Annotated in this window: 24 protein-coding genes and 3 pseudogenes; 14 read left to right on the top strand and 13 right to left on the bottom strand. The window is 61.8% G+C overall.

Annotated features, from left to right (window positions below):
* Positions 1-5 precede the first annotated feature (5 nt).
* A pseudogene (gene larC / locus A4G99_RS07165) lies at positions 6-1,423 on the bottom strand (nickel pincer cofactor biosynthesis protein LarC).
* A 200-nt stretch (positions 1,424-1,623) separates the two neighbouring features.
* Here larC and A4G99_RS07160 point away from each other — a divergent pair.
* Positions 1,624-3,846, top strand: a complete 2,223-nt coding sequence (locus A4G99_RS07160; RefSeq protein WP_066141257.1) for a CDC48 family AAA ATPase — start codon at positions 1,624-1,626, stop codon at positions 3,844-3,846.
* A 624-nt stretch (positions 3,847-4,470) separates the two neighbouring features.
* Here A4G99_RS07160 and phoU read toward each other — a convergent pair.
* The 5 genes from phoU to pstS form a co-directional block, all read right to left on the bottom strand.
* The gene (phoU, locus tag A4G99_RS07155; protein WP_066141254.1) at positions 4,471-5,148 is read right to left on the bottom strand and encodes a phosphate signaling complex protein PhoU; all 678 of its coding nucleotides are present in this window, start codon (positions 5,146-5,148) and stop codon (positions 4,471-4,473) included.
* Positions 5,149-5,154: 6 nt separating this feature from the next.
* A complete protein-coding gene (gene pstB, locus A4G99_RS07150) occupies positions 5,155-6,006 on the bottom strand; it encodes a phosphate ABC transporter ATP-binding protein PstB (protein WP_150123051.1) in 852 nt (283 codons plus the stop codon).
* A 77-nt stretch (positions 6,007-6,083) separates the two neighbouring features.
* The gene (gene pstA, locus A4G99_RS07145; protein WP_082837726.1) at positions 6,084-6,962 is read right to left on the bottom strand and encodes a phosphate ABC transporter permease PstA; all 879 of its coding nucleotides are present in this window, start codon (positions 6,960-6,962) and stop codon (positions 6,084-6,086) included.
* Positions 6,963-7,931, bottom strand: a complete 969-nt coding sequence (gene pstC, locus A4G99_RS07140) for a phosphate ABC transporter permease subunit PstC (RefSeq protein ID WP_082837725.1) — start codon at positions 7,929-7,931, stop codon at positions 6,963-6,965. It lies immediately after the preceding gene.
* Between the two features lie 15 nt (positions 7,932-7,946).
* Positions 7,947-9,059: a phosphate ABC transporter substrate-binding protein PstS gene (pstS, locus tag A4G99_RS07135; protein ID WP_190303714.1), complete on the bottom strand. Its 1,113-nt coding sequence runs from the start codon at positions 9,057-9,059 to the stop codon at positions 7,947-7,949.
* Between the two features lie 323 nt (positions 9,060-9,382).
* Here pstS and A4G99_RS07130 point away from each other — a divergent pair, with 323 nt between their 5' ends.
* Positions 9,383-10,378 (top strand): phosphate uptake regulator PhoU, encoded by a 996-nt coding sequence (locus tag A4G99_RS07130; RefSeq protein ID WP_066141246.1) that lies wholly within the window; start codon positions 9,383-9,385, stop codon positions 10,376-10,378.
* A 217-nt stretch (positions 10,379-10,595) separates the two neighbouring features.
* Here A4G99_RS07130 and A4G99_RS07125 read toward each other — a convergent pair whose 3' ends face one another.
* Positions 10,596-10,973, bottom strand: a complete 378-nt coding sequence (locus A4G99_RS07125; RefSeq protein WP_066141244.1) for a 30S ribosomal protein S8e — start codon at positions 10,971-10,973, stop codon at positions 10,596-10,598.
* 91 nt (positions 10,974-11,064) lie between these two features.
* Here A4G99_RS07125 and A4G99_RS07120 point away from each other — a divergent pair, with 91 nt between their 5' ends.
* Positions 11,065-11,511: a DUF2240 family protein gene (locus tag A4G99_RS07120; RefSeq protein ID WP_066141242.1), complete on the top strand. Its 447-nt coding sequence runs from the start codon at positions 11,065-11,067 to the stop codon at positions 11,509-11,511.
* 24 nt (positions 11,512-11,535) lie between these two features.
* The gene (locus A4G99_RS07115) at positions 11,536-11,910 is read left to right on the top strand and encodes a hypothetical protein (protein ID WP_066141241.1); all 375 of its coding nucleotides are present in this window, start codon (positions 11,536-11,538) and stop codon (positions 11,908-11,910) included.
* Positions 11,911-11,955: 45 nt separating this feature from the next.
* Here the strand turns inward: A4G99_RS07115 and A4G99_RS07110 are convergent, their stop codons facing one another.
* Together A4G99_RS07110 and A4G99_RS07105 are read right to left on the bottom strand one after the other, a co-directional pair.
* Positions 11,956-12,723, bottom strand: coding sequence for a ZIP family metal transporter (locus tag A4G99_RS07110; RefSeq protein ID WP_066141238.1), 768 nt, complete (start codon positions 12,721-12,723; stop codon positions 11,956-11,958).
* Between the two features lie 147 nt (positions 12,724-12,870).
* Complete coding sequence (locus A4G99_RS07105; protein WP_066141234.1) at positions 12,871-13,533, bottom strand: HAD family hydrolase; 663 nt, start codon at positions 13,531-13,533, stop codon at positions 12,871-12,873.
* Between the two features lie 74 nt (positions 13,534-13,607).
* Between A4G99_RS07105 and pyrF the strand changes: the two genes are divergently transcribed.
* Positions 13,608-14,405: an orotidine-5'-phosphate decarboxylase gene (gene pyrF / locus A4G99_RS07100; protein WP_066141232.1), complete on the top strand. Its 798-nt coding sequence runs from the start codon at positions 13,608-13,610 to the stop codon at positions 14,403-14,405.
* 24 nt (positions 14,406-14,429) lie between these two features.
* Here the strand turns inward: pyrF and A4G99_RS07095 are convergent, their stop codons facing one another.
* Positions 14,430-14,657: a hypothetical protein gene (locus tag A4G99_RS07095; RefSeq protein WP_190303713.1), complete on the bottom strand. Its 228-nt coding sequence runs from the start codon at positions 14,655-14,657 to the stop codon at positions 14,430-14,432.
* Positions 14,658-14,844: 187 nt separating this feature from the next.
* Here A4G99_RS07095 and A4G99_RS07090 point away from each other — a divergent pair, with 187 nt between their 5' ends.
* From A4G99_RS07090 to cofC, 4 genes and pseudogenes are all read left to right on the top strand, one after another.
* Positions 14,845-15,741 carry a complex I NDUFA9 subunit family protein gene (locus A4G99_RS07090; RefSeq protein WP_066141223.1) on the top strand — a complete coding sequence of 299 codons (897 nt, stop codon included), beginning with the start codon at positions 14,845-14,847 and terminating at the stop codon, positions 15,739-15,741.
* 202 nt (positions 15,742-15,943) lie between these two features.
* On the top strand, positions 15,944-17,119 hold the full coding sequence (locus A4G99_RS07085; protein ID WP_066141219.1) for a tubulin/FtsZ family protein: 1,176 nt from the start codon (positions 15,944-15,946) through the stop codon (positions 17,117-17,119).
* Positions 17,097-17,894, top strand: coding sequence for a hypothetical protein (locus tag A4G99_RS07080; RefSeq protein ID WP_082837760.1), 798 nt, complete (start codon positions 17,097-17,099; stop codon positions 17,892-17,894). Before A4G99_RS07085 ends, A4G99_RS07080 begins: the two co-directional genes overlap by 23 nt.
* A 77-nt stretch (positions 17,895-17,971) precedes the next feature.
* Positions 17,972-18,591 (top strand): annotated as a pseudogene (gene cofC / locus A4G99_RS07075) (2-phospho-L-lactate guanylyltransferase).
* A 21-nt stretch (positions 18,592-18,612) separates the two neighbouring features.
* On the opposite strand, the gene A4G99_RS07070 reads toward cofC, so the two are convergent.
* The gene (locus A4G99_RS07070) at positions 18,613-19,260 is read right to left on the bottom strand and encodes a S26 family signal peptidase (RefSeq protein ID WP_066141213.1); all 648 of its coding nucleotides are present in this window, start codon (positions 19,258-19,260) and stop codon (positions 18,613-18,615) included.
* A 112-nt stretch (positions 19,261-19,372) separates the two neighbouring features.
* On the opposite strand from A4G99_RS07070, the gene cofG reads away from it, so the two are divergent.
* Positions 19,373-20,458 carry a 7,8-didemethyl-8-hydroxy-5-deazariboflavin synthase subunit CofG gene (cofG, locus tag A4G99_RS07065; RefSeq protein WP_066141210.1) on the top strand — a complete coding sequence of 362 codons (1,086 nt, stop codon included), beginning with the start codon at positions 19,373-19,375 and terminating at the stop codon, positions 20,456-20,458.
* A gap of 74 nt (positions 20,459-20,532) precedes the next feature.
* Here cofG and cofH read toward each other — a convergent pair.
* A pseudogene (cofH, locus tag A4G99_RS07060) lies at positions 20,533-21,884 on the bottom strand (7,8-didemethyl-8-hydroxy-5-deazariboflavin synthase subunit CofH).
* A 145-nt stretch (positions 21,885-22,029) separates the two neighbouring features.
* On the opposite strand from cofH, the gene A4G99_RS07055 reads away from it, so the two are divergent.
* Positions 22,030-23,049, top strand: coding sequence for a phosphoribosylaminoimidazolesuccinocarboxamide synthase (locus A4G99_RS07055; RefSeq protein ID WP_066141208.1), 1,020 nt, complete (start codon positions 22,030-22,032; stop codon positions 23,047-23,049).
* Positions 23,050-23,587: 538 nt separating this feature from the next.
* Positions 23,588-24,226 (top strand): class I SAM-dependent methyltransferase, encoded by a 639-nt coding sequence (locus A4G99_RS07050; protein ID WP_066141204.1) that lies wholly within the window; start codon positions 23,588-23,590, stop codon positions 24,224-24,226.
* A gap of 2 nt (positions 24,227-24,228) precedes the next feature.
* Here the strand turns inward: A4G99_RS07050 and A4G99_RS07045 are convergent, their stop codons facing one another.
* Complete coding sequence (locus A4G99_RS07045) at positions 24,229-25,185, bottom strand: formyltetrahydrofolate deformylase (protein ID WP_066141202.1); 957 nt, start codon at positions 25,183-25,185, stop codon at positions 24,229-24,231.
* Positions 25,186-25,395: 210 nt separating this feature from the next.
* Between A4G99_RS07045 and purS the strand changes: the two genes are divergently transcribed.
* Positions 25,396-25,647: a phosphoribosylformylglycinamidine synthase subunit PurS gene (purS, locus tag A4G99_RS07040; protein WP_066142421.1), complete on the top strand. Its 252-nt coding sequence runs from the start codon at positions 25,396-25,398 to the stop codon at positions 25,645-25,647.
* On the top strand, positions 25,644-26,318 hold the full coding sequence (gene purQ, locus A4G99_RS07035; RefSeq protein WP_066141199.1) for a phosphoribosylformylglycinamidine synthase I: 675 nt from the start codon (positions 25,644-25,646) through the stop codon (positions 26,316-26,318). The genes purS and purQ overlap by 4 nt, the downstream gene beginning before the upstream one ends.
* The last annotated feature ends 6 nt before the right edge of the window (positions 26,319-26,324 follow it).

Raw genomic sequence — 26,324 nt, 5'->3', positions numbered from 1 at the left:
CGCAGTCACTCGTTTTCGTGAACGATTCCTTCCGCTCGACGCATGACTTCCCGCACCGCCACTCCCGTTTCTTCTGCAACAGACTGCGCGTCGTCGAACTCCGCGCTCACGTCGAAGACCGACCCGGAATCGTCGCTCGCGACCTTCACCGTCACGTCGTATTCCGATCCATCGATATCCAGCGTCACCGTCTCGAACTCCCGGCGAGCGATCCACCGATAACTGCCACCCGATTGCCGAACGCCGAGCGTTCCCGTCTCCTCGGCCAGTTTTCGAGCCACTCGCGCTGCGTCCTCCGGTTTGACGACGACCTTCACGAGGTGTCCGGGGCGGGATTTCTTCATCGAAAGTGGGACGACCGAGACGTCCCGCGCACCCGAATCCGCGAGGGTTTCCTGTAGCCCGCCGAGCACCTCCGGCGACGTGTCGTCCAGGTTCGTTTCGAGGATAGAGATGTCATCGCGCACGAGGCCACCCGACGATTCGCCGACGAGAACCCGCAGGACGTTCGGATGCTCCGGGAAATCGTAGCCGCCAGCGCCGTAGCCCGAGTCCTCGACGTTCAGCGTCGGCAGGGTTTCGACCCCGTCCGCGAAGTGGGCGAGAATCGCGGCCCCGGTCGGCGTGAGCAGTTCCGCTTCGACGGGACCGCCGGAGAGCGACCACTCGGCCCCGGCCGCGATTTCGACCACCGCTGGCGCGGGTATCGGGAACGTTCCGTGACTCATCCCGACCTCGCCGCCGCCGGTCGCGAGGGGCGTCGTCACGATTCGCTCGGCGTCGAGGTCCGCGAACAGCAGCGACGCGCCGACGATGTCCGCGATGGCGTCGTCGGTGCCGACCTCGTGGAAGTGCGTCGATTCGAGGTCGGTGTCGTGGACGCTCGCCTCCGCTTCGCCCAGGATCCGGAAGACGGCTTTCGCGTCCCGCTCGATGGGTGAGTCGAGTTCCATCGATTCGAGCACGTCGATGACCTCGCGGTAGGTTCGGGCCTGACCGGCACCCTCGGCGTGGTGGTGATCGTGATGATCGTGGTCGTGGTCGTGATTGTGGTGGTGGTGGTCGTGTTCGTGGTCGTGGTGCTCGTCGTGGGAATGCTGGTGATCGTGATCGTGACTATGTTCGTGCTGGTGGCTGTGTGTGTGGTCGTCGTGGGATGCTGGTCGTTATGGTGGTCGTCGTGATGATCGTGGTCGTCAGTGTGGTCGTGGGAACGATCCGATTTTCCATCACCCTCCGTCAGGAGAACGTGAACGCGTGTCGAGGAAATCCCGTTTTTGACCGTTTTCTCGGCCGAATACGCCACCGGCAACGCGTCTTCGACGGGGGAGAGTGCGTCCCTGCTCGCTCCCGCGTCGAGCAGCGCCCCGAGAATCATATCACCGCTGGCACCCATTCGCCCGTCGAACGCAAGCGCTCTCATACGTCGCTCCCCGACGCGGAACGGGAAAGTCCCTGCGGTCATGTCGCCACCACTATCCCTTTGTACTGCCCCCACGTAGTGACAGCCATCGAACGCGGGCACCGTCCGACGGTATCGGAGATGGCCGAAGTTCCCGGTAACACAGGACTTATGCCCTGCGAACTATCACCCACAACTATCCCCCCTGTGACTGAACAATCATGAACGAAGTGCAACTGGAGGTGGCGAAGGCGTATCCGAACGATTCGGGACGCGGCATCGCCCGTCTCGACCCGGACACGCTCTTGCATCTGAAGCTGAGCCCCGGAGATATCATCGAGATAGAAGGAGGCGATACGACCGCCGCGAAGGTCTGGCGTGCCGACCGACAGGACTGGAACACCGACACCGTCCGTATCGACGGCTTCACCCGCCAGAACGCGGACGTCGGGATCGGCGAACGTGTCGAAATCCGCAAAGCAGAGGCCGACAAGGCCGACAAACTCGTGCTCGCACCGCCGGAGGAAGCGAGCGTCCAGTTCGGCAGCGACGCGGCCGGAATGGTCAAACGACAGATTCTGAAGCGCCCGGTGGTCGAGCGCGATATCGTGCCCGTCATGTCGAGCACGAACCACCCATTCATGCGCTCGCCGGGACAGGCGATCCCGCTCATCGCGGTCGAAACCGACCCGCAGGGCGTCTGTCTCATCACCGAGGACACCGAAGTCGAACTCCGAGAGGAGCCGATATCGGGCTTCGAGAAGACCGGCGGCGGCATCACCTACGAGGACATCGGTGGCCTCCAGAACGAAATCCAGCGCGTGCGGGAGATGGTCGAACTCCCGATGAAGCACCCGCAGATCTTCCAAAAGCTCGGCATCGAACCGCCGCAGGGTGTGCTCCTGCACGGTCCGCCGGGCACCGGGAAGACGCTGTTGGCGAAGGCCGTCGCCAACGAAACCAGCGCGAGTTTCTTCTCCATCGCTGGTCCGGAGATCATCTCGAAATACTACGGGGAGTCCGAACAGCAACTCCGTGAAATCTTCGAGGACGCCGCCGAGGAGTCCCCCTCCATCATCTTCATCGACGAACTCGACTCCATCGCGCCGAAGCGCGAGGACGTGACCGGCGAAGTCGAACGCCGCGTCGTCGCCCAACTGCTGACGATGATGGACGGGTTGGAGGCACGGGGACAGGTCATCGTCATCGCCGCCACGAACCGCGTCGATTCGGTCGATCCGGCGCTCCGTCGCCCCGGTCGCTTCGACCGCGAGATCGAGATCGGCGTGCCGGACGAAGAGGGCCGCACGGAGATCCTGCAGATTCACACCCGCGGGATGCCGCTGTCGGACGACGTGAACCTCCCCGGCCTGTCGAACGACACCCACGGGTTCGTCGGTGCCGACATCGAGAGCCTGACCAAGGAGGCCGCGATGAAGGCGCTCCGGCGCTACCTGCCGGAGATCGACCTGGACGAGGAGTCCATTCCGCCGTCGCTTATCGACCGGATGATCGTCAAGCGCGAGGACTTCCGCGGCGCGCTGAACGAGGTCGAACCCTCCGCGATGCGCGAGGTGCTGGTCGAACTCCCGAAGGTGTCGTGGGACGACGTCGGTGGCCTCGAAGACGCCAAGAGTCAGGTCAAAGAGAGCGTCGAGTGGCCGCTCTCCTCGCCCGAGAAGTTCGAACGGATGGGAATCGAACCCCCATCCGGCGTCCTGCTCTACGGGCCGCCCGGAACCGGGAAGACGCTCATGGCGAAGGCCGTCGCCAACGAGACGAACGCCAACTTCATCAGCGTCCGTGGCCCGCAACTGCTGTCGAAGTGGGTCGGTGAATCGGAGAAGGCCATCCGGCAGACGTTCCGCAAGGCGCGGCAGGTCAGCCCGACGGTCATCTTCTTCGACGAACTCGACAGCCTCGCCCCCGGACGGGGACAGGAAGTCGGGAGCAACGTCTCGGAACGCGTCGTCAACCAACTCCTCACCGAACTCGACGGGTTGGAGGACAAGGGCGACGTGATGGTCATCGGCGCGACCAACCGCCCGGACATGATCGACCCGGCGCTCATCCGCTCCGGTCGGTTCGACCGTCTCGTCATGATCGGTCAACCCGACGAGGAAGGCCGCGAACAGATCCTCAAGATCCACACCGAGGACAGTCCGCTCGCGCCCGACGTGAGCCTGCGCGAACTCGCGGAGATGACCGACGGCTACGTCGGCAGCGACCTGGAATCCATCGCCCGCGAGGCCGCAATCGAGGCCCTGCGCGAGGACGACGACGCCGAAGAGGTCGAGATGCGACACTTCCGCGCCGCGATGGAGAGCGTCCGCGCGACCATCACCGAGGACCTGCTCGATTACTACTCCCAGATGGAACAGGAGTTCAAGGGCGGGTCGTCCAGTCCGCAGCGCCAGACCGGCGGCCGCATTGGCTTCCAATAGCACCTTTTTCTGCGGTCGCAGGCAGGAACGACAACCGCGTCGTTCCTGCTGGCTCCCTGGAAAAATCTGCACCAAAAGCACTTCGTCACCCCCTCAGTCACGCCGACGGACTCGCTCCGCGAGTCGTCGCGTTTCTTCGAGGGTTCCTCGGCCCGGAAAATCTCCGATTTTCCGGAGAGAGTTCTAGCGACTAGCGGTTATTCCCATGCTGATACATGATTTGTCCACTTTCCGGTAGCCGCTCGACTTCGGGAACGAGACATCAAAGTCAGGGTGGCCGAGACGAGCATTCACTTCTCGGACCCGGATGGTAACGAACTCGAAGTGACTGTTGGCTCGGAAAACGACTGTGCGAGACTGGTCGCAACCACTGGTGGAAACACAACCGACAGAAACGGCCAGCGACAAAACCGCGGAGACCAGCGCACTCACCGAAAGACCTGCGGTCTTTCGAGCCATCAAAATCGCGGTGCGATTCTGAGACGCCGGAAAATCTCCGATTTTCCGGGCCGAGGAACCCTCGGAGGGGGTGACGCTGTGCTTTTGGTGCAGATTTTTCCAGGGAGGTAGGCCGAAATCAGCGCCGTGTGGCGCTGATTTGGCTCCCGACCGCAGAAAAAGGTGCTAGTAGATGAGTTCGTCGTCGTTTTCGACCATGTAGAACGTCCGGGCGGCGATGTTCACCGAGTGGTCGCCGATGCGTTCGAGGTCGCGGATGGTGAGCAGGAGACGGGAGACGTCCTGCAGGAGTCGCTCGATTTCCTTTTCCGTGTTCTCTTCGAGTTCGGTCTCGATGAGGTCACGGACGACGAGGGCGCTCGCGCGTTCACAGAGATTGTCGAGTTCCTCGTCGCGCTCGGCGACGGCGTAGCAGTCTTGCGAGTCGTTCTCGGCGTAGGCGTCCATCGTCACTTCCAGCATATCGAGGGTGATGGTGCCCAGTTCCTGAATGTCGACTTCGGGGAACACGTCGTGGTCGGCTTCGAGCGTGTACTCGCCGAGGTTGACCGCGAGGTCGGCGATGCGTTCGAGGTCGGTGATGATCTTGAACGACGCGGCGATCATTCGCAGATCGCTCGCGACGGGCTGTTGGAGCGCGAACAGGTCGATGCAGTCCTGTTCGAGCGTGAGATACAGCTCGTTCACCTCGTCGTCGCCCTCGATGACCTCCTGGGCGAGTTCCGGGTCTTTCTGTTCCAGTGCGTTGAGACCGAGACGGAGCCGTTCCATCACGACCTCGCTCATGTAGAGGACGTTCTCACGGAGGTCCGTGAGTTGCGCCTGATAGTCGTTTCGTGGCATAGATTATTATCCGAACTTACCCGTAATGTAATCTTCGACGCGCTGACTTTCGGGGTTCTCGAAGATCTTGTCTGTGTTGTCGTATTCGACGAGTTCGCCGCCGGTGAGGAACACGGCGGTCTGGTCGGAGATGCGGGCCGCTTGCTGCATGTTGTGCGTGACGATGACGACCGTGTAGTCCTCCGCGAGGTCCGTGATGAGGTCCTCGATTTTCGAGGTGGCGACGGGGTCGAGCGCGCTCGCCGGTTCGTCCATCAGGATCACGTCCGGACTGACGGCGATGGCGCGGGCGATGCAGAGTCGCTGTTGTTGACCGCCGGAGAGACCCATCGCGCTCTCGTCGAGACGGTCGTTCACCTCGTCCCAAATCGCGGCACCGCGGAGGCTGTCTTCGACCAGCTTTTCGGCTTCCTCGGTGTTCGCACGTCCGAGCAGGCGGTCGAGCAGACCAGTCTTGATCTCGCCGTGTTTGTTCGGCGCGTAGGTGATGTTCTCGCGGATGGACTTCGGGAACGGGTTGGGTTGCTGGAACACCATCCCGACGCGGCGTCGGAGTTCCACGAGGTCGATTTCGGCCTCGTTTATCTCCTCGTCGTCGAGTTCTATCGATCCCTCGACGCTCGCGGCGTCGATCTCGTCGTTCATCCGATTGAGACACCGGAGGAAGGTGGATTTCCCACAGCCGGACGGACCGATGAGCGCCGTCACGCTGTTGGCCGGGATGTCCATCGACACGCTCTTGAGCGCTTGATCGTCGTCGTAGTAGACGTCCAAGTCCTCGACGGAGATTTTCGTCTCCGTTTCGGAGAGGTCTCGGTTCTCTTCCTCGCCGGTACGTTCGGTGGTTACGGACCGCATTGATACGTCTTGATCGCTCTTCGGATCAGGTCCGTTTTGGTCTTCCGATACCGTGCTGTCTTGGTTTTGTTGAGACATTATCGACTACCCTCCATTGAACGCCGTTTGACTGCCCAGATCGCTCGTGCGAGGATGTTCGTCACGAGGATGAGGCCGACGAGGAGAACGGCGGCTCCCCATGCGACGTTGTGCCACGCATCGTACGGCGAGGTGGCGTAGTTGTAGATGAGAATCGACAGCGTCGCGGTCTGGTCGAACACGCCGTGGAACTCGAACTTCGAGAACCCGGCCGTCCAGATCAGCGGTGCCGTCTCACCAGCCACACGAGCCACTGCGAGCATCGTTCCGGTGATGACGCCGCCCAACGCTGACGGCAGCACGATCCAGAGGGTGGTGTGGGTCCGGTTCACGCCGAGTGCGAGGCTGGCGTCACGGTGTGCCTGCGGAACCAATCCGAGCGCGTCCTCGGTCGCGACCGTTATCCACGGGATGGCGAGGAGGCTCAGTGCGATCCCACCGGCGAACGCGGTAACGCCGCCCATGGCGACGACGACGATGCCGTAAACGACGACACCGGCGATGATGGACGGGAGTCCAGACAGGACTTCCGTGGTGAATCGGACGGTCTGTCCGATGCGATTGTCGCCGTATTCGTTGAGATAAATTCCCGAGAGGATACCGATGGGGATGCTGAACAGACAGGAGACCAAGACGACCCAGAAGGTACCGATGATCGCGTTCTGGACACCGCCGCCGCCGTCACCCGCCATCGGGGATTGCGGGAGCGTCGTGATGAACTCCAGCGAGAGCATCGAGAGCCCCTTCGTGGCGATCATGAAGAGGACGGCTCCGAGCGGGACGATGGCCAACAGGAGCGCGATGACGCAGAGACCGACCATCACGCGGGCCTTCATCTTCCGGTACCGATGTCGTTTGCCGGTGGTTTCGAAGGACATCTAGCTCGACCCCTCGTGTGAGAGACGGGTGATTGCAAGCCGAGCAAAGCTGTTCACGACGAACGCGACGAGGAACAACACCAAGCCGACTTCGAACAGCGCCGAGTTGTGGAGTACGCTCGGACTCTGGTTGAACTCGTTCGCGAGGAGCGAACTCATCGTCGCGCCGGGACTGAAGAAGTCCGCGGTCACCTGATACTTATTCCCGATGAGCATGGTCACGGCCATGGTTTCACCGATTGCACGGCCGAGACCGAGGATGATAGCGGAGATGATTCCCGTGCGCGCGTACGGAAGAACGACGCCGGTGATGACCTCCCAGCGCGTCAACCCGAGTGCGATGCCTGCATCGCGCTGGTCCGTCGGGACGCGGATGAGCGACTCCCGACTGAACGATGCGATGATGGGCGTTATCATGAGTGCCAGGACGAGCGACGCGAGCAGCATGTTGTAGCTGTAGGACTGCTGCCCGAAGATGGGAAGCACGCCCAGCGGCGTCGCGTTGATGGCGGGGATGACGTACTTATCGACGATGGGCGCGAAGAACAGCAATCCCCAGAGGCCGTAGATCACGCTCGGGATTGCGGCGACCAGTTCGACGAGGAAGACGAACGTCTCCCGGACGATTCCTTTCGTGTACTGGGTGAGCAGGACGGCGATACCGATACTCACTGGCGCGCCGAGAATGAGCGCCATGAAGCTGGTGAGCACCGTTCCGCTGATGAACGGAAGCGCTCCGAACTGCTCTTTGGTCGAGTTCCAACTGGCGGAGGTGAGAAAGCCTACACCGAACTGTTCTATCGACGGCATCGCTCGAAGCAACAGAGAACCGAGGATGACGACGATAATCCCGACGATGACCAAACCGGCCAAAAGCGTAAGCGTTCGGAACGCGGAATCCATCGCCACGCCCTCGTCGGTCGTGGTTAATGCCGTCCGCGTCGTTTCGGCGTCGTTCGTTCCGGACATAATACTCAATTCGGCTTAAAGCACCGTGTCGCCATTAAAGGTCATGTTTTTAAGCGTCGAATTGTCCAGCTTGGCAGCAGGACTGGGCAGTTTCGGGTAGTGGAGTTTCGGCGCGTACTGTTGGCCGTCGTTGACTGCCCACTTGACGAACTTGAGCGCCTTCTTCATCTCCTCCTTCGAGGAATCCTCGTAGGCCTTGCCGAAGTCCTTGTACATGATGACGTACGTGAACGTCGAGATGGGCCACGATTTCTCGCCGGGGGCGTTACTGATGGAGACGTCCGACCAGTCGTCCGTTCCTTTCGGGAGGTCGTTCGCCGCGCCGGACGCCGCCGCCGAGACGCCTTCCGGGGACGCTTCGACGAACTTTCCGGACTTGTTCTTCATCTTGAAGACGTCGAGGTCGTTCTGCTTGGCGTAGGTGAGTTCGACGTACCCGATGGCGTTCTTCTGCTTCTTCATCGCCGCCGAGACGCCCTCGTTCCCTTTGCCACCGACACCGACCGGCCAGCTAGGGGTTTCGGTCTGTCCGATTTGGCTCTTCCACTTGCTGCTAACCTGACTGAGGTAGCCGGTAAAGCCGTACGTCGTCCCGGACGCGTCCGAACGGTGTGCGACCGTGATGTTCGCGCTCGGGAGGTTGGCGTCGGGGTTGAGTTTCTTCAGCTTCGAGTCGTTCCACTTTGTGATGTTGCCGAGGAAGATATCGGCGAGGACTTCGCCGGTGATCTTGAGGCTGTCCACGCCCTCGACGCTGAACACGGGTGCAATCGCACCGAGACTTTCGGGGATGTGGACACAGCCGCCTTCCTTCTGGACCTTCTTGTACTGGTCCTTGCTGAGCGGCGCGTCCGAACCCGCGAACACGACCGTCTTGTCCATCAGGTTGCTCACACCGGCACCGGATCCGATGGAACGGTAGTTGACCTCGACATCGTTTTTCTTGTTGTACTCGTCCGCCCACTTGTTCATCAGTGGGGCGACGAACGACGAACCCGCAGCGTCGAGGGAGGATGAGCCACCTGATCCACCGAGACTACTACATCCCGCAAGCGCGAGTGCGCCCGTCGTTCCCGTTGCCGCGAGGAACTTCCGCCGTGAAACACCGCCTGACGACTTGCCTGACATACACTCAAATCCAAGGACAGAACGTAATAATACGTTGCTATTATTTCTATATAGTCCTCTGTTTGGTACTGTTCTACGAACGTCGGGCGATCTCATAATCCACCACCAATCGCCGTATGCGGTGGGATATCGTCGCTTTGGCAGAGAGACGTTATTTGTACTACGTATGTATTTTCTAATTTTGTTCGTTTACTGCTGTGAAACCATCATCCACCTGACGAGGATCGGAGCGAGAACCATAGTCTCGGAGGATATACTCGCAATTCTAAGATAGTATATAGATATAGTTGGATTTATGGTCTCGGCCAAACCACTCCCCGGGTATGGAGACGCGCAAGGTGCAGGTAACTGGCGGTTCGACGTACACCGTTTCGCTTCCGAAGTCGTGGGCGACGGAGAACGACGTCGAGGCAGGGAGCGTCGTCGAGTTCTATCCCGAATCGGATTCGCTGTTGCTCACGCCGAAGAACGAACGCGGGCAACTGGAAGGCTCGATCGACATCACGAACCTTCAGGACGAGGAACTCCGGCGAGCGGTGTTCACGATGTACGTGAGCGGGTTCGACATCATCACGCTGGAGGCGACTCGGATCACCACCGAGCAGCGCCGTACGATCAGCGCCGCAACCCAGAGCCTCGTCGGACTGGAAGTCCTCGAAGAAACGGGGAACAAGGTCGTAATTCAGGACTTGCTGGACTCCTCGGAACTGTCGATCCACAACGCGGTCACGCGCATGCGACTCATCGCCCTCTCGATGCTCGAAGACGCCGTCACCGCGCTCGCGGAGAACGACAACGACATCGCCCGCGACGTGATCGAGCGCGACGAGGACGTGGACCGCCTCTGGTTCGTCGTCTCGCGTATCTTCCGGGCGACGCTTCGCACGGCGAAGGCGACGGAGGAACTCGGCATGTCCCGCGAGGTGTGTTTCGACTACCATTCGAGCGCCCGACAGCTCGAACGCATCGCCGACCACGCCGCCAAAATAGGCCAGCTCACGCTTCAGCTCCCCGAGATAGACGATGAAGTCATCGAGAGCTACGAGGCGCTGCACGAGGATTCGACGGCCGTCATCGACGAGGCGATGGACGCCCTGCTCACGGACGACAGCGAGGAGGCGACGGAGTTGGCGAACGACGCGCGAGAGTCCATTCTCGACATCGACGAACACGCGCGCGCGATCGACAAACTCCTGCGCAAGCAGGACCCACAACAGGCACAACTGCTCGGACTGGTGGTCGACTCGCTCTCTCGGTGTGCCGACTACGGCGGCAACATCGCCGAGACTGCGCTCCAAAAGGCCGCGCCGCGCCCGTAGAAAACCGAATCCGGACAGCTACTCGACAACTGCTTTTCGAACGCTCGCGTGTCGTCCCCGTTGCCAGACGTACAGCAGTGCCGACGCTGGCGGCGCGACGAAGAGTATGAGCAAGCCAAGCAGGGAAGTTCGATCAGCAGCGAGAGTACTGCACAAATCATTCACTCGGAACGACGCAGTCGCTACGTTCCCTGCGAACCGAAAGAATCGGGGTCGATTATTCGTCGTCGACGGCGACGGCGTTGACCTGTCCGGTCTGGCCGGGACGGGAGGTCACGCGGGCCTTGCCCTCGTTCGTGACGATGACCGCACCCTTCGTGATGATGTTACGGCGGGCGTAGTTCGGGTTCGCGCCGTTTTCGAGCACGTCCTGAATCGTCGCGCTGACCGTTTCGCCGCCGTCGGTCACGTTGGCGACGTTGGTCGTGAGCGCGCGAATCTTCGAGTTACGGCCACGGGCGTCCGTGGTGCGGAAACGCGGTTCGCCGACCTGTGTTTCGGTGGGCTGACGGCCGAGTTCGTGCTTTTTCTTCTTGTGGAAGGGCTTTAGTCGTCCACCGGTTCGCTTTCGCGTGGAGCGTCCTTGGTCTTTCATATCGGGGAAGTAGCCTACGAAATACTTCAATGGCTCGGTTCGCAGTCCCACATCGCCAGATTTAGGCCCTCGTGTCCAGTCTCGCCGGACGATGAGTCTGCGGATAGCAGTCGCAACGCCGTTTCAGCAGCAGGGGCGCGAACGCATGCGTGAGAGCGAGTTTGTGGTCTCGCTGTCGCTCGACAGGGACTGGTTTTCGCCCGACCAAGCGAAGCGCCTCGTTGACGTCGCCAGCAGTCAGGGATTGTTGTCACACGACGACGACGAACTCGTCGCGGAGTTCGACCCCTCGACAGTCGAGATTCCCGAGGAGTTCGTTCCCGACGAGAGCCTCTTGCAGGAGCAATCGACCTTCGAGAAGGTGCTCGACAAGACCGTCGCACACGGGACGACCAAACAGACCGCCGTCGCCGAAATCAACGAACTCCAGCGGAACGCCGGAATCACCGTCGAGGCCGCCGCGGTCGTCTATGCGCGGAAGAAAGGTATCGACGTGAACACCGAAGCGACCGAGGCGCTCTCGGATCTCAAAACGTAAACCGACGCTCTCCCAATCCGAACCATGGTCGTTGACGAGATTACGGACGGGGTACGGATCGCACAACTGCTCTCCTCCGAATTCGACGGCAGGGAGGATCCACCGCTCGATTCCGTCGCCGTCGTGAACGCCGACCCGGACGTCGAATCGACCGAGGACGGGGCGCTCGCCTACGAACTCGAACACGAGGGGGACGACGACCCGTTCGCGGAGGTGTTCGTCCATCCTGATAGGGTCCGTATCGAACTGACCGGGGACGTCGAAGCCGTCGAACGAAAAGCCGCTGAATCCGACATTCGCGTCCGCCCGAAGGCGGTTCGCCCGCCCCGCGTTCTCGTGTTCGTGGAAAGCGGCGCGGAGGTCAAACGAGCCGTGGATTCCGTCGTCGAGTCGTTGTAATGGCTCCGTCGAAATTCTCGGGAGTCACGTTTCGCGATCGATAGTTCAGCCCCCCATCGAGAGATAGACGGCGAGTTCGGTAGCGAAGCCAACGAGGAATCCCGCTGCAACCGCGGAAAACAGGACGCTGCGAGCAAGGCCACGACGGTCGATGCAGAAGAGTTCCTGAATGACGTAGATGAGTGCACCTCCCGCGAGAGCGAGAAAGAGGACTGACGCCGCTGGCGACGTCCAGCTCTGTCCGATAATGGTACCGAGAAACGTCGGTCCTCCAGCGATCAGTCCGAGGGTCACCAGTTGGAATGCCGAACTCTCGGTATTCGTCAACGGAGCAGCGATACCGAATCCCTCGGTAACGTTGTGGAGGGCGAAGCCGATGATAAGCACCGCTGCGAGTGATATCGCACCCGTCGCTGCCGATTGACCGATGGCGAGCCCTTCGCTGAAGTTATGAAATCCGATACCGACGGCCACCATCAGCGCGGTCGTCTGTGGATTCGACTGTGAACCGACGTAGCGGTCGTTAAACCAAGCGAGGCCAACGATACTTCCCGTGAAGCCGATCAGAAGCGCGAGGGGGAGCGCAACGTGAAGGGTTCCGGTCTCGGCGGTTACCTCGATGGCTTCCTCTACGGGTTCGAGTGCGCCGTGGAGGATGTCTACGAGAAGAAACAGGAGAACACCGATTGCGCCGCCGTTGAGAATATGAGTGGTTCGATTCGAAACGGAAAATCGTGCGACCGGCAACCCGAGATAGACTGTCCCACCAGCGACAGTTCCGAGTGCGACCGTTTCCAGCGTCGTAAGCGCCATACGACCTCTGAGAGATAGGGCTGCTAAAAAGATTGCGAGTTTTAGGCGAGCCAAAATAATTCCGTGATTACACGTACCGGGTGTTTCACCGTCGAGAGTGTCGTAACAACAGGATTCAACGGAGCTGCTGTACTCTTCCGTTTCGTTTTACTCCCCTAGTTCTGCGATTATCCTCGGAAGCGCGGACACAAGTTCCTCACGGTCGACGTACGCGTCCGCCGACGGTTCCGGTTCCGGTCCGTCGGGAAACAGCACCTGTATCGTCTTCATCCCGATGTCGCCCGCGCCGCGGATGTCCGCCTCCGGGTTGTCGCCGATGTACACCATCTCCTCGGGTCGGACGTCGAGTCGTTCACAGAGCGCATCGAACGCGCGGCGGTCCGGCTTTCCAGCTTCGAGTTCGCCGGTGACGACCGTCGCGTCGAAGTACTCCTCCCACCCCAACTGGTGAAGCTTTCCGCGTTGTGCCTCTACCGGGCCGTTCGTGAGCAGGCCGAGACGATACTCCCGGTGGAGCTCCGAGAGGAGCGACGGGATGTCGCCGACCGACGCGAGCGAGTCCAGAATCGCCTGTTGATAGGCGTCGGTAAGTTCCTCCGCATCCGCTCCGAGGCCATCGGCGAGCAGGTCGGCAAAGATGGGTTTCCGCGAGTCGCTCGTCAAATGACGACTGTGGGCATCGAGATACTCCTCACGGGTGAGTGATGGAGCACCGACTGCCTTCGTCGCATCCGCGAGCAGTTTCTCTCGCGCCCTCTCGGTCACGGCGAGAGTCTCGTCGAGGTCGAAGCCCACAGCGGTCACAGGCATTGTACAGAACTCATGGGTCCGAACTGCCTTTACCAGTTCGATAACTCCTTGAGCCACCGCGAAAATCTCCGAATATGAACTTCTTCGACCGGCTCGCCGACCGCATCGAGACCACCGACAGCATCGTCTCCATCGGGCTCGACCCCGACATCGAACGCATCCCCGACCACCTCCACGAGTACGACCTCCCGCGCTGGGCGTTCAACCGCCGCATCATCGACGCGACCCACGAACACGCGGCCGTCTACAAACCCAACGCCGCCTTCTACGAGGACGGCGACGGCTGGGCCGCGCTCGCCGAAACCATCGCGTACGCCCACGGAAAGGGCGTCCCCGTCCTGTTGGACGCGAAGCGCGGCGACATCGGAAACACGGCCCGTCAGTACGCGAAGCTCCTCGATTCGGCCGACGCCATCACGGCCAACCCCTACATGGGACGGGACTCGCTCGACCCATTCCTCTCGCGCGAGGACAAGGGCGTATTCATCCTCTGTCGAACCTCCAACCCCGGCGGGTCGGACTTGCAGAACCTCGAACTGGCCTCCGGCGAGACGTTGTACGAGTGGGTCGCTTCGCTCGCCGACCTCTGGAACGGCAACGGCAACGTCGGCCTCGTCGTCGGCGCGACGACCCCGGACGAACTCGAAGAACTGCGCGAGCGCGTCCCGGACCTCCCGTTCCTCGTCCCCGGCGTCGGCGCACAGGGCGGCGACACAGAAGCCGCCGCGACTTACGCCCTCGCGGACGGTGCCGGACTCGTCAACTCCTCACGCGGCATCATCTTCGCGGGCGAGGACGCGGGCGAGCAGTTCGCCAAAGCCTCCGGACAAGCGGCGAAACGGCTCAAGAAACAGCTGAACCAGTATCGATGAACCGGGCCGGAGGGGATTCGAAACTCAGAGTTGGTGTGTCTCGTCGTCCGTATCCGGCGGCGTGATGTCCTCCGCCCCCGGCCCGCTCGGTGTCCGATTTTGCTCCCCGCCGACACCCAACTCGGCCGCACACTCGACGCAGTACCCACTTGACCGGTTCCAATGTTCGTCACAGACGAGTGCCCCACAGCGGTCACAGTCGTGTGTTGCCTCCGCTGCTTCACAGATCTGACACAGGCCACTGACGCTCATGGTTCGAGAGACGGGAGCGACCACCATCAGTCTGCGGGCGGCGTCGAAAACGGGACGTACGTTTTGGACGACCGAACCTCACCGTCCCGCATCGCGAGGGCCACACCTTCCGCTACCGATTACTCGCGTTTCCCAGCCGGTTTCGTTGGGAGATACCTTTACCAGCAGTGGAGCATATATCTACGGTATGAAAGTTCTCGTGACCGGCGGCACCGGATTCATCGGTCGAAACCTCGTCCCCGAACTGCACGAACGCGGCCACGAGGTGACGGCGTTGGCGCGGAACCCGGACGAAGCCGAGTTCCCGGACGGCGTCGAGACGGCAATGGGTGACGTGACGGCGTACGCCTCCATCGAGGAGGCGTTCGAGGGACAGGATGCGGTCGTCAACCTCGTGGCGCTCTCGCCGCTGTTCAAACCGCCGCGCGGGCTGTCGCACATGAGTGTCCACCTCGACGGGACGGGGAACGTCGTCCGGGCGGCGGAGGAACACGACGTCGGAAAGATCGTCCAGATGAGCGCGCTGGGGGCCGATCCGTACGGCCCGACGGAGTACATCCGAGCGAAGGGGCGGGCCGAGGAAGTCGTGGAGGAGTCCGACTGTCGGTGGACGATTTTCCGCCCGTCGGTCGTCTTCGGCGACGGCGGTGAGTTCGTCTCGTTCACGAAGAAACTCACGCCGCCGTACCTCGCGCCGCTTCCCGGCGGGGGCAAAACGCGGTTTCAGCCCATCTGGGTGGACGACCTCGTGCCGATACTGGCCGACGGACTGGACGAATCCCACGACGGGAAAATCTACGAAATCGGCGGTCCGGAAGTGTTGACCTTGGCGGAGGTTGCGAAACTCGCTCGACGGGCCGAGGGACAATCGGTTACCGTGCTCCCGATACCGATGGAACTCGCGGGCGTCGGGCTGAAAGTCGGCGGCGCGATTCCGGGATTCCCGATGGGTGCGGACCAGTATCGATCACTGAAGTTCGACAATACGACGTCGGACAACGATGTTCGGAACTTCGACATTAAATCCGAAGAATTGACTACGTTGGAGGAATATCTCGGGGTTGAGTCCGTCGATCCGACATAACACGAACGAGACCATTCTGGATATATGCAGACTTAAAGAGGGGGCATATGATACAAATCAAGTCGGGAAGAAAACTGCACTAAAATCCGACGCCGTATTGCGTTTTTGTGTTGTGTATGTCTGCAATTTGAAATAGAACATACCACAAAGTTTATACCCTTATTCCTTCTGTTCTTCTCTCAACGGAGAACGGTACCGAAAAATGAAACTCGCGATGATCGGATTTGGTCAGGCAGGCGGTAAAATCGTCGACAAGTTCCTGGAATACGACCAGCGAACACAGAGCGGCATCGTCCGCGCGGCTGTCGCCGTCAACACTGCCCGTGCTGACCTCATGGGTCTACAGCACGTTCCGGAGGAAAACCGGGTGCTCATCGGACAGTCCCGCGTCAAAGGACACGGCGTGGGTGCGGACAACGAACTCGGCGCGGAAATCGCCGAAGAGGATATCGACGAAGTACAGGGGGCTATCGACAACATTCCCGTCCACGAAGTGGACGCCTTCCTCATCATCGCCGGAATGGGCGGCGGTTCGGGAAGCGGCGGAGCGCCCGTCGTGGCGAAACATCTGAAGCGAATCTACACCGAACCCGTCTACGGGCTGGGTATCCTGCCCGGTGGCGACGAAGGGGGAATCTACACGCTCAACGCGGCGCGTTCGTTCCAGACGTTCGTCCGCGAAGTGGACAACCTGATGGTGTTCGACAACGACGCGTGGCGCCAATCCGGCGAGAGCATGGAGGGCGGCTACGCGGAGATCAACGAGGAAATCGTCACCCGCTTCGGCATCCTGTTCGGTGCCGGTGAGGTCGGTGGCGGCGACGACGTGGCCGAAAGCGTCGTCGACTCCAGCGAGATCATCAACACGCTCGCCGGTGGCGGCGTCTCCACCATCGGCTACGCCGCGGAGGAAGTCGAGATGCAGAACTCCGGCGGTCTTCTCTCCCGCTTCACCAGCGGCAGTGGCGGACAGGCCAAGGACACGGCACACACGACCAACCGAATCACGAGCCTCGTTCGCAAGGCGGCGCTCGGTCGGTTGACCATGCCCTGTGAGATTCAGGGAACGGAGCGCGCCCTCCTCGTCATGAGCGGGCCGTCCCCCCACCTGAACCGGAAAGGTATCGAGCGCGGTCGCAAGTGGCTCGAAGAGCAGACCGGCAGCATGGAGGTCCGTGGCGGTGACTACCCCGTCAACGAACCCAGCGTCGCCAGCGTCGTCCTACTCTCGGGAATCACGAACGTTCCACGAATCAAGGAACTCCAGCAGGTCGCCATCGAAGCCCAAGACAACATCGACGACATTCAACAAGAGAGCCAGACGAACCTCGAAAACCTCGTCGAGGATGATGAAGATGAACTCGACCCGTTGTTCTAAGCTATTCGCCCTCCTCCTCGTCGCCACGCTCGCCCTCTCGGCAGTCGCACCTGCCACGGCGATTTCGACGAAGGGGAAGGACGTTCCGAGCGACGCGAAAGTCGGCGACTCCGTCACCGCGACGATGACGCTGACCGACCTCTACAGCAACTACGAGGAGTGGACGCTGCAAGGGAAAACCGAACTGACCGACGTGACGTGGACCGTCACGACGTACGACCAAGCGGGCAACCAGAAGGCCAAGAAATCCTACGACGGTCGGACGTTCAACCACTCGCTCGCGCTCGACAGCGACGCGAGCAAGGCGGTCGTGAAGGTGTCCGGCACGGTGCCCGAAGTCGAGAACTTCTCGTACGACCCCCAACAGGCGTTCACGTTCGCAAAACTCAGCCAGACCCGAAAGGGCGGTAACACCGAGGAGATAGACACGTGGACGGCGAACTACCACACCGAGGACAGCAGGAACGCCCGTAACGCCATCGCGGCCGCACAGGGCGCTATCGACGACGCGTCCTCGGGTGCGAACACGAAGGAGGCGCAGAGCTCCCTCGACGACGCCATCTCGGCGTACAACGGGGAGAACTTCGACCTCGCCGCTAACCTCGCCGACAAGGCCAAAAAGAGCGCCAACTCGGCATCGGACAAAGCACAGCAGTCGGAACAACAGAACAAGCTGCTCATGTACGGTGGAATCGCAGTTCTCGTCATCATCATCATCGGCGGTGCTGGGTTCTGGTACCGTTCCCAGCAGCAGAACAACTACCGCCTGCGCTGACGGCGGCACGCAATTCGACCTCTTTTGTCGTCCCCGTTTTCGCAACCACTTAACACGCCGACCGAGTACCACCGCCCATGCAGGTAGTGGTGCCGTTCGCCGCGGGTGAGCCGAAGACGAGACTCGCCGGGACGCTGTCAGCCGACGAGCGCCGCGAGTTCGCGCTGGTGATGCTCGAAGACGTTCTCGGAACGATTCGTGCGACCGGTCGGTGCCCACGAGTGCTCACGACCCGGGAAATCGATATCGATGCACCACTCTCCATCGACACTCGCCCGCTGACGCCAGCGGTGAACGCGGTGCTTTCCGAATCGGCCGGATCAGAGGCGGATTCCACGGCAATCGTGATGGCCGACCTCGCGTTGGCGACCCCGGACGCCCTCGAACGCCTCTTCTCGGCGACGGCGACGTCGTCCTCGCGCCGGGGCGTGGCGGGGGGACGAACGCGCTCGTCGCCCGTCATCCCGGCTTTCGGGTGGATTATCACGGCACCTCGTATCTCGACCACGTCGAAATCGCGGCGACGGCGAACGCGTCCGTCACCGAACTCGACTCCCATCGCCTCGCGACGGACGTGGACGAGCCGGACGACCTCGCGGAAGTGCTGTTGCATGGCGACGGTGCCGCCAGCGATTGGCTCGAAGACGCCGGGTTCTCGCTGTCGGTGACGAGCGGTCGCGTGACGGTGACGCGGTAGGAAAACCCGGAATACGAACGATCAGACCGCCAGGCGAACCCAGCCGAGCCACGGGATTCGAATCTTCGCTTTGGCGACGATCCACGAGGATTCGACGGGACTGCTGATCGGCCCGCCGATTCCCCGATAGACCTGGTCGTACTCGCCGTTGTGGTCACCCTTGGTGATGAATCCGGCGTGTGGCGCGGGACAGTTCGGCAACTCCTCGCAGTTGTCCGCGCTTCCGATGAACTTCTGATCCGCCCTATCGTACCAGTTCTCGTTCTTTTGCACCCAGAAACGAGCACGATGGATGATCGGTGTCTCTCCGGTCGCGCCGTCCGGCCGATAGATGATCACGTCCCCGTAGCTGTGGAACGACCGATAGCCCGACCCCTTCCCCGCGCGATACGGCACGACACCCGTGTCGCCGTACGACCCGTCCCCGACGAATCGACCTTTCTCTATCACGACGATGAGGTCGCCCTTCTCCATGTGCGGTTGCATGCTGCCGCTCTCGACGGCGACCATGGGCGGCCACACACCCGTGATCGCAAACAGGAGGGCACCGATGGCGACGAGCCACAGTAGCGTCTTCAGTAGGTCGCGGAGCAGGGGAACCGGCTCCTCGTCGGTCGTCCGAAACCAGTGGAGTAGTTCCTTCGGCCCGGCGTCGCTTGGCGGGGACATCTACCGGTTCGTATTTTGTATCGTCGCTTGAAACTTCGGATTCGGGAAGTGGGGGATTCGTTTCCGACCCGAAGCTCCAAACCCTTTTACCCCTCCTTCCGTAGCCCATGATATGATTCCGGGGGCCGAAGAGTACGACATCGACATCAGTTTCGACGAAGCGGAAATCGACCGACTGCTCGCCGTCACCCCGGCGGACGCGTCGCCCGCCGACGCGCTGACCTACGCGAAGAACGTCTTCGTTCCGCTGACGACGGCGTGTCGCTACACCTGCACGTACTGCACCTACTTCGACGCACCGGGGCAGGCGTCGCTGCTGTCCCCCGAGGAGGTGCGGGACATCCTCGAAACCGGCGTCGATGCGGGTTGTACCGAGGCGCTGTTCACCTTCGGCGACGACCCCGACGACCGCTACACGCGGATTCACGAGCAGTTGGACGAGTGGGGCCACGACTCGATTCACTCCTATCTCCGGGAGGTATGCGAACTCGCGCTGGACGTGGGGCTGCTTCCCCACTCGAATCCGGGAGACCAGACCCGCGAGCAGATGGAACTCGTCGCGGACGTCAACGCCAGCATGGGCGTGATGCTGGAGACGACGGCGGACGTGGACGCACACGCGGGACCACGCCAAAAGAACCCGGGGCAGCGACTCGCCACGATTCGCAACGCGGGCGAACTCGGGATGCCGTTCACGACCGGTCTGCTCGTCGGCATCGGCGAGGAGTGGCGCGACAGGGCAGAGAGCCTGCTGGCGATTCGGGAACTGCACGAACGGTACGGACACGTTCAGGAGATCATCGTTCAGAACGTCGTCCCGAACGAGCGCTCGCGGTTCGAACGACCCTCGGTCGAGACGATGCGGCGAGTCGTGGCGATGGCGCGGGTGGCGCTTCCTGACGAGATTTCGGTGCAGGTGCCGCCGAACCTCTCGCCGACGCGGGAACTGCTGGACTGCGGCGTGGACGATCTGGGCGGCGTGTCGCCCGTCACGGACGATTACATCAATCCCGACTACGAGTGGCCCGCCCTACGCGAACTGGAGGACATCGCGGAATCGGCGGGCGTTCCGCTCCACGAGCGTCTCCCGGTGTACGAACGATACGTCGCGGACGACTGGATCTCGAACCGAATTCGGACGGAAATCGACGCGAATACCGACGCCGGTCGGCGATACCGGGACGTTTTGGAGCGCTGATTCGGGCGGAACGGATCGTCAGTCGAGAATCGTCCGTCGAGAATCGTCCGTCGAGAATTGTGTATCGAGGACCGTCAGTCGAGGAGTGGCGTGCCGTCCGCACACGGGCCGAGCGTCGGGCCGAACGGCGGGTCGTCGGGGTCGATTTCGCGTATCTGCCGGTAGTCGGTCGAACGCTCCGCGGGAGTGCGACCGATGGTCGTTATCATCTCGACGTACTCCTCGAAGGAGCGGAACTCGCCGAACTGGCCGCCCGCGCGTTTCGTGATTTCCTCCGAGAGGATGGTGCCCATGAAGTCGTTCGCGCCACAGGAGAGCATCTTGAGTCCCTGTTCGTCGCCGTACTTGACCCACGAGGACTGGATGTTCTCGATGTTGTCCAGGAAGAGTCGGGCGACCGCGATGAGCAGTTCGTCCTCGTGGATGCTCGCGCCGTTCTCGACCATCCCGCGCTCGTACAGCGGTGTGTTCTGATGGATGAACGAGAGCGGACGAACTCCGTTATCGCGCCGGTTCGGTCCTGTAACTCGCGGAGCTTTTCGAGATGCATCACGCGGTGCATCTCGTTTTCGACGTGGCCGTACATGATGGTCGCCGTGGTGTCGAGGCCGACGTTCGCGGCGGCCTCCATGGACTCCATCCACTCGTCCGTGCGAATCTTCCCGGGGCAGATGACGCCCCGCACCTCGTCCACCAGAATCTCGGCGGCGGTGCCCGGCGCGCTGTCGAGTCCGGCGGCCTTCAACCTGCGGTACACCTCCTCGTAACTCCAGTCCGTGCCGCGACGGGCGTGATACGCTTCCTCGGGCGTCATCGAGTGGATGTGAATGCCGGGAAGGCTCATCGCGCGAATCTGTTCGACGTACGTCGCGGGGTCGGTTTTGTACTCGTCCGGGTGTTTGAAGTTCAAATCGCCGCGCTCGCTCGCATCGAGGATTTCGAGGTGTTCGTCGTCGAGCGCGAGTCCGGGGTGGAGACCGCTGACCGACGTAACCTCGTAGATGCCGCGTTCGCGTGCGTCGGCGACGATTTCACGGGATTCGTCCGGCGTTTTCGTGAATCCGCCGTGGTCCTCGTCCGCGCCGACCTCGAAGTTCCGTGCGGTGTTCTTGAAGTTGCAGAAGAGACAGCCAGTGTTGCACGCCGTCGTTACGTTGTTGTTCAGGTTAGCGACGAACGTGACAGTGTCGCCGACAACTTCCTCGCGGCGGCGGTCGGCGGCCTCCAACACGCGCTCCTTTCGGACGAGGTCGATGCCGGGGTGGTCGGTGCCGGTCGTTAGCAGTTCGACGCCGTCGGCGACCGTCAGTCGGTCGCCGTTTCGCGCCCGTTCGAGGGCGTTCTCGAACGATTGATCCGTGTCCGGGACGTGTTCGAACCCGAACCGGTCCCGTGGGATGTTGCTCTCCGCGCGCACGTTAGCCATGGGACAATCATCCCGTCCGACCCCCAAAAATCGCAGGGTCACGGCAGACACCACTGCATGCATATGTACATCTTTCGGCCACATGTCGGCTCAGTTCAGCACGAAGATGGAAACTACTTAGTCCGGGGACGGCAGAAACACCACCATGACGAGTGTGAAGGAGTTCCGGGTCGAGGAAGAACCGACGCCGGACTCACTCGGGCGCGGGTCGTTCGTGTTCACGAACGACTACTCGGTGTTCGACTGGGGCAAGATGCCTGATACTATTCCGGACAAGGGCGCGAGCCTCTGTACCATGGGCGCGTTCAACTTCGAACGACTGGAGGAGGAAGGCATTCCGACCCACTACCGCGGCGTCGTTTCCGACGGCGACGTGGTTTCCCTCTCGGACGTGACCGAACCGCCGACCGAGATGGCCATCGATCTGACGCAGGTACCGAACCTGCCGCACGAGGGGCGCGATTACGACTACGAACTGTTCCACAGCGGCGCGAACGACAACTACCTCATCCCGCTGGAGGTCGTCTTCCGCAACAGCGTCCCGGTCGGGTCGAGTCTGCGCCGCCGCACCGACCCCGCCGACCACGGGTTGGACTTCCCGGAGTGGCCCGATGGAGCGGTCCAACTCGAAGAGCCAGTGATCGAGTTCTCGACCAAGTTCGAGAAGAGCGACCGATATCTCTCCCGGAGCGAGGCGGACGAAATCGCGGGGAAGGCCGACATCTCGGAACTGGAACGCGTCGCACGCGAGGTCAACGACCTCGTTACCCGGCAGGCCGCGAAATCGAACCTGACCCACGAGGACGGCAAAATCGAGTGTCTCTACTACGACGGCGAGATTCGCGTCGCCGACGTGGTCGGCACCTTCGACGAGAACCGGTTCACCTTCCACGGCCAGCAGGTCAGCAAGGAGTTCATCCGCCAGTACCACAAGCGCGAGCAACCCGCGTGGGTCGACGCCGTCAAGGACGCCAAAGTCGAGGCGAAAGAGCGGGACATCGCCGATTGGAAATCGCTGTGCTCCGAGGACCCACAGCCGCTCCCGGACGAACTGCTCACCGCCGCCCGCGACCTCTACACCGCCGGTACCAACGCCTACGTCGGCCGCGACTTCTTCGACGCGCCGTCGCTGGAGGACGCCGTCATGGCCGTCAAAGAGCTGTAAAATCGACGAGCGGGCTTGGATAGGTGCGTTTTAGCGTTGTTTTTCGGAAAGAAGTATTACTCTGGATTCGCTGACTGTCGTCGAGAATCGTCTCTCGGAACAGCAACGAGATGGGGTTGTCTGGTGTGTGATTGCGGTTACTGGTAGGTAGACTACCTCGAAAGCCCCCGCCCGTTCCCTCCGCACAGAAGGGTTTGATTCCTAGTCTGATTTCAGTACCCGAGCCGCATGAATACCGCAATCGCACCACGCCCTCCCCAACCGATTCCTCCGCTCCCTCACCGGAAGAGCGAAGCTCTTCCGTGCTCCCGTTCGCTACCGCTCACGGGAATTTCAGTCGCTCCGTCATCCCTCGCGCGCGTTTCTCGCGCGCGCCACTCGGTTGGACGGGCGGGGGCTTTCTAGGCCTTCATCGTAGTCCTTGCCGTCACAAGAAATTCGGCTCGAAATCAGTTACGTAGCAATCCCTGTCGGTGACGAAGCTTTTTATGCGAGACCGAACCAAGGGGACCCACAGCACCGTCAGCTTACTCAACCCATGCCCTACGATAGAAACGACGTTCGTCGCGCGTACGACCGAATCGCGGATGAGTATCTCGCCGAGCGAAACGAGGACGACGACAGCGAGGACCTCGCGTTGTTGGAGGAGTTCTACATGCACCTCCCGGAGGACGCCCGCGTGCTCGACGCCGGTTGTGGGGCCGGTCGTCCCATCGCGCAACTGCTGGCGGGGGACGTCGATCTGGTCGGAATCGATTTCTCGCGCGAACAGATCGGCCGCGCCCGGAAGAACGTTCCCGAGGGGCGGTTCTGCCAAGCGGACATGACCGAACTCGGCTTTCGGGATGGCACGTTCGACGGTATCTGTGCCTACCACTCGATCATTCACGTACCGTCGGGCAACCATCCCGACGTGGCGCGGGAGTTCCGTCGTCTCCTGCGGCCGGGTGGCCATCTCCTCCTCACGATTGGCTCCGAGGCGTGGGAGGGAAGCAACGACGATTGGCTCGGGACGGGCGTCGAAATGCACTGGAGCATCCCGTCACCGGACGAGAGCGAGCGAATTCTGGAGGAGTCGGGGTTCGAAATTCGCTGGCGACACACCGTAAACGACGAGATGGGCGGAACGGCCACGTTCGTCCTCGCACGGCGTACCGAGTCGGAAGAGACGAAGTAGTTTCAGTCGTCGGACTCGCCGAGAGCGAGGGTCCCGTCGATCGGTTCGTCGGGCATCTCGGCGTCGAGTTCGGGTGGCATGCCGAGTTGATACTTCGATTCGTCTCCACCGCTTTCGCGCAGTTCCGTTCGACCGCGACGGATCTCCACGTCGTCGTTGAGGTGAAGGCGGACGGCTTCGAGGAGCGCGTCGGCTTCGAGCGGTTGGCCGCGTTCGCGAAGTTCCTCGACGCTCCCGTCGTCCGGGACGTTGAACACGCGCTGGGAGATGATGGGGCCCTGATCCAAGTCGGTCGTCACGTAGTGGGCGGTGACGCCCGCGATGCGAGCGCCCGCTTCCTTGGCCTGTCGGTAGGCTTTCGCGCCGGGGAACGCCGGGAGCAGGCTGGGGTGGATGTTGATGATGCGCCCCTCGTAGCGGAAGACGACGTTGGGGCTCAAGATGCGCATGAACCGCGCGAGGACGACGAGGTCGGTGTCGTAGTCGTCCAGCAGTGAGAGCAATTTCTCTTCGTCGTGGACGCCGCCGTCGTCGCCGACGTCGTGGAACGGGATTCCGTGCTCGGTCGCGAGCGGTTCGAGGTCGTCGTGATTGCCGATGATGACTCCGATTTCGGCGTCGAACTCGTCGCGGGCGTCGAGCAGTCGCTGTAGGCAGTGAGACTCCTTCGTGACGAGGACGGCGACCTGTCGGGCGTCGCGTTCGGATGGGAAGCGGACGCGGACGTCAACATCCAAATCGTCGCCGAGGTCGGCGAGGTCGCGCCGGAGTCGGTGTTTGCTCACGTCCATGTCGCTCGTCTCGACGTGGACCGTCATCCGGAAGACGCCCTCGCGCACGGCTTGGTCGACGTCCTCGATGTTGATTCCGCGCTCGAAGAGGAGGGTCGTGACGTTGGCGACGAGTCCAGTGTCGTCGTCGCCGACGACGGTGATTTCGGTTAGCTCTCGGTGGTTCATCGCTTCACCTGCCGGTTGCGAAATTGGGCCATAGAGGATGTGTATTGCGGGCGGGCGGGAAAAGTATTCGCTCCCGTGCAAAATTTCCCGACCGTGCTGACAATCGTCAGGGGGGGCCTACACGGGTTCCCACTGCCTGGGAGCACCACGAACGTGCACAACGAATCGGTTCCAAAAGAGCTTTTGAACACGAACGCGCACGGTCAACCGATGACTGCTTACACCGCGACGGTGACGGTTCGGCTAAAGGCGGGCGTGCTCGACCCGGAGGCCGAAACGACCCGAGGAGCGCTCGAACGACTCGGTTTCGAACTGGAATCGCTGCGCTCGGCGGACGAGTTCGAAATCGACCTCGACGCCGAATCGTCCTCGGACGCGGAGGAACGCGCCGGGGAGATGGCCGAGCGCCTGCTGGCCAATCCGACGATTCACGACTACACGGTGGCCGTCGAGGAGCGATGACGGTCGCAATCGTCCAGTTCGGCGGGAGCAACTGCGACCGCGACGCGATTCGCGCGCTCACCCACATCGGCGTGGACGCGGAACTCGTTTGGCACGAGGACGACCTGCCGGAGGACACGACCGGCGTGATGCTGCCGGGTGGATTCTCCTACGGGGACTACCTCCGCGCGGGTGCCATCGCGGCGAACTCGCCCATCATGGGACAGGTGCGCGAGGCCGCCGAGTCGGGCGTTCCCGTCCTCGGCATCTGCAACGGCGCGCAAATCGGCTGTGAATCGGGATTGACGCCCGGCGCGTTCACCACCAACCGGAGCGCGCGCTTCCAGTGTGAATACGTCTACCTGCGCGTCGAAAACGCCGACACGCCGTGGACCGCGGCCTACGAGGAAGGGGAAGTCATCGAAGTCCCCATCGCACACGGCGAGGGGCGCTTCGAGATTACCGACGAGAAGTACGAGGAACTCGACGCTGAGGACCGTATCCTCTTCCGCTACTGCGACGAGAACGGCGTCGTCAGCGACGAGACGAACCCCAACGGGTCGAAAGGCAGCGTGGCTGGAATCATCGGCGGTTCGGACTCCGTCGCGGTCATGATGCCCCATCCCGAGCGAGCGACGCTCCCCGACATCGGCGGCACCGACGGCGAGGGCGTCCTCTACGGGTTCGCCTGAGCTTCG

This window comes from Haladaptatus sp. R4 (assembly GCF_001625445.1).
Lineage (GTDB): Archaea > Halobacteriota > Halobacteria > Halobacteriales > Haladaptataceae > Haladaptatus.
The sequence above is the reverse complement of the archived record's forward strand: the minus strand, read 5'-3'. Positions and strand labels throughout refer to the sequence as shown.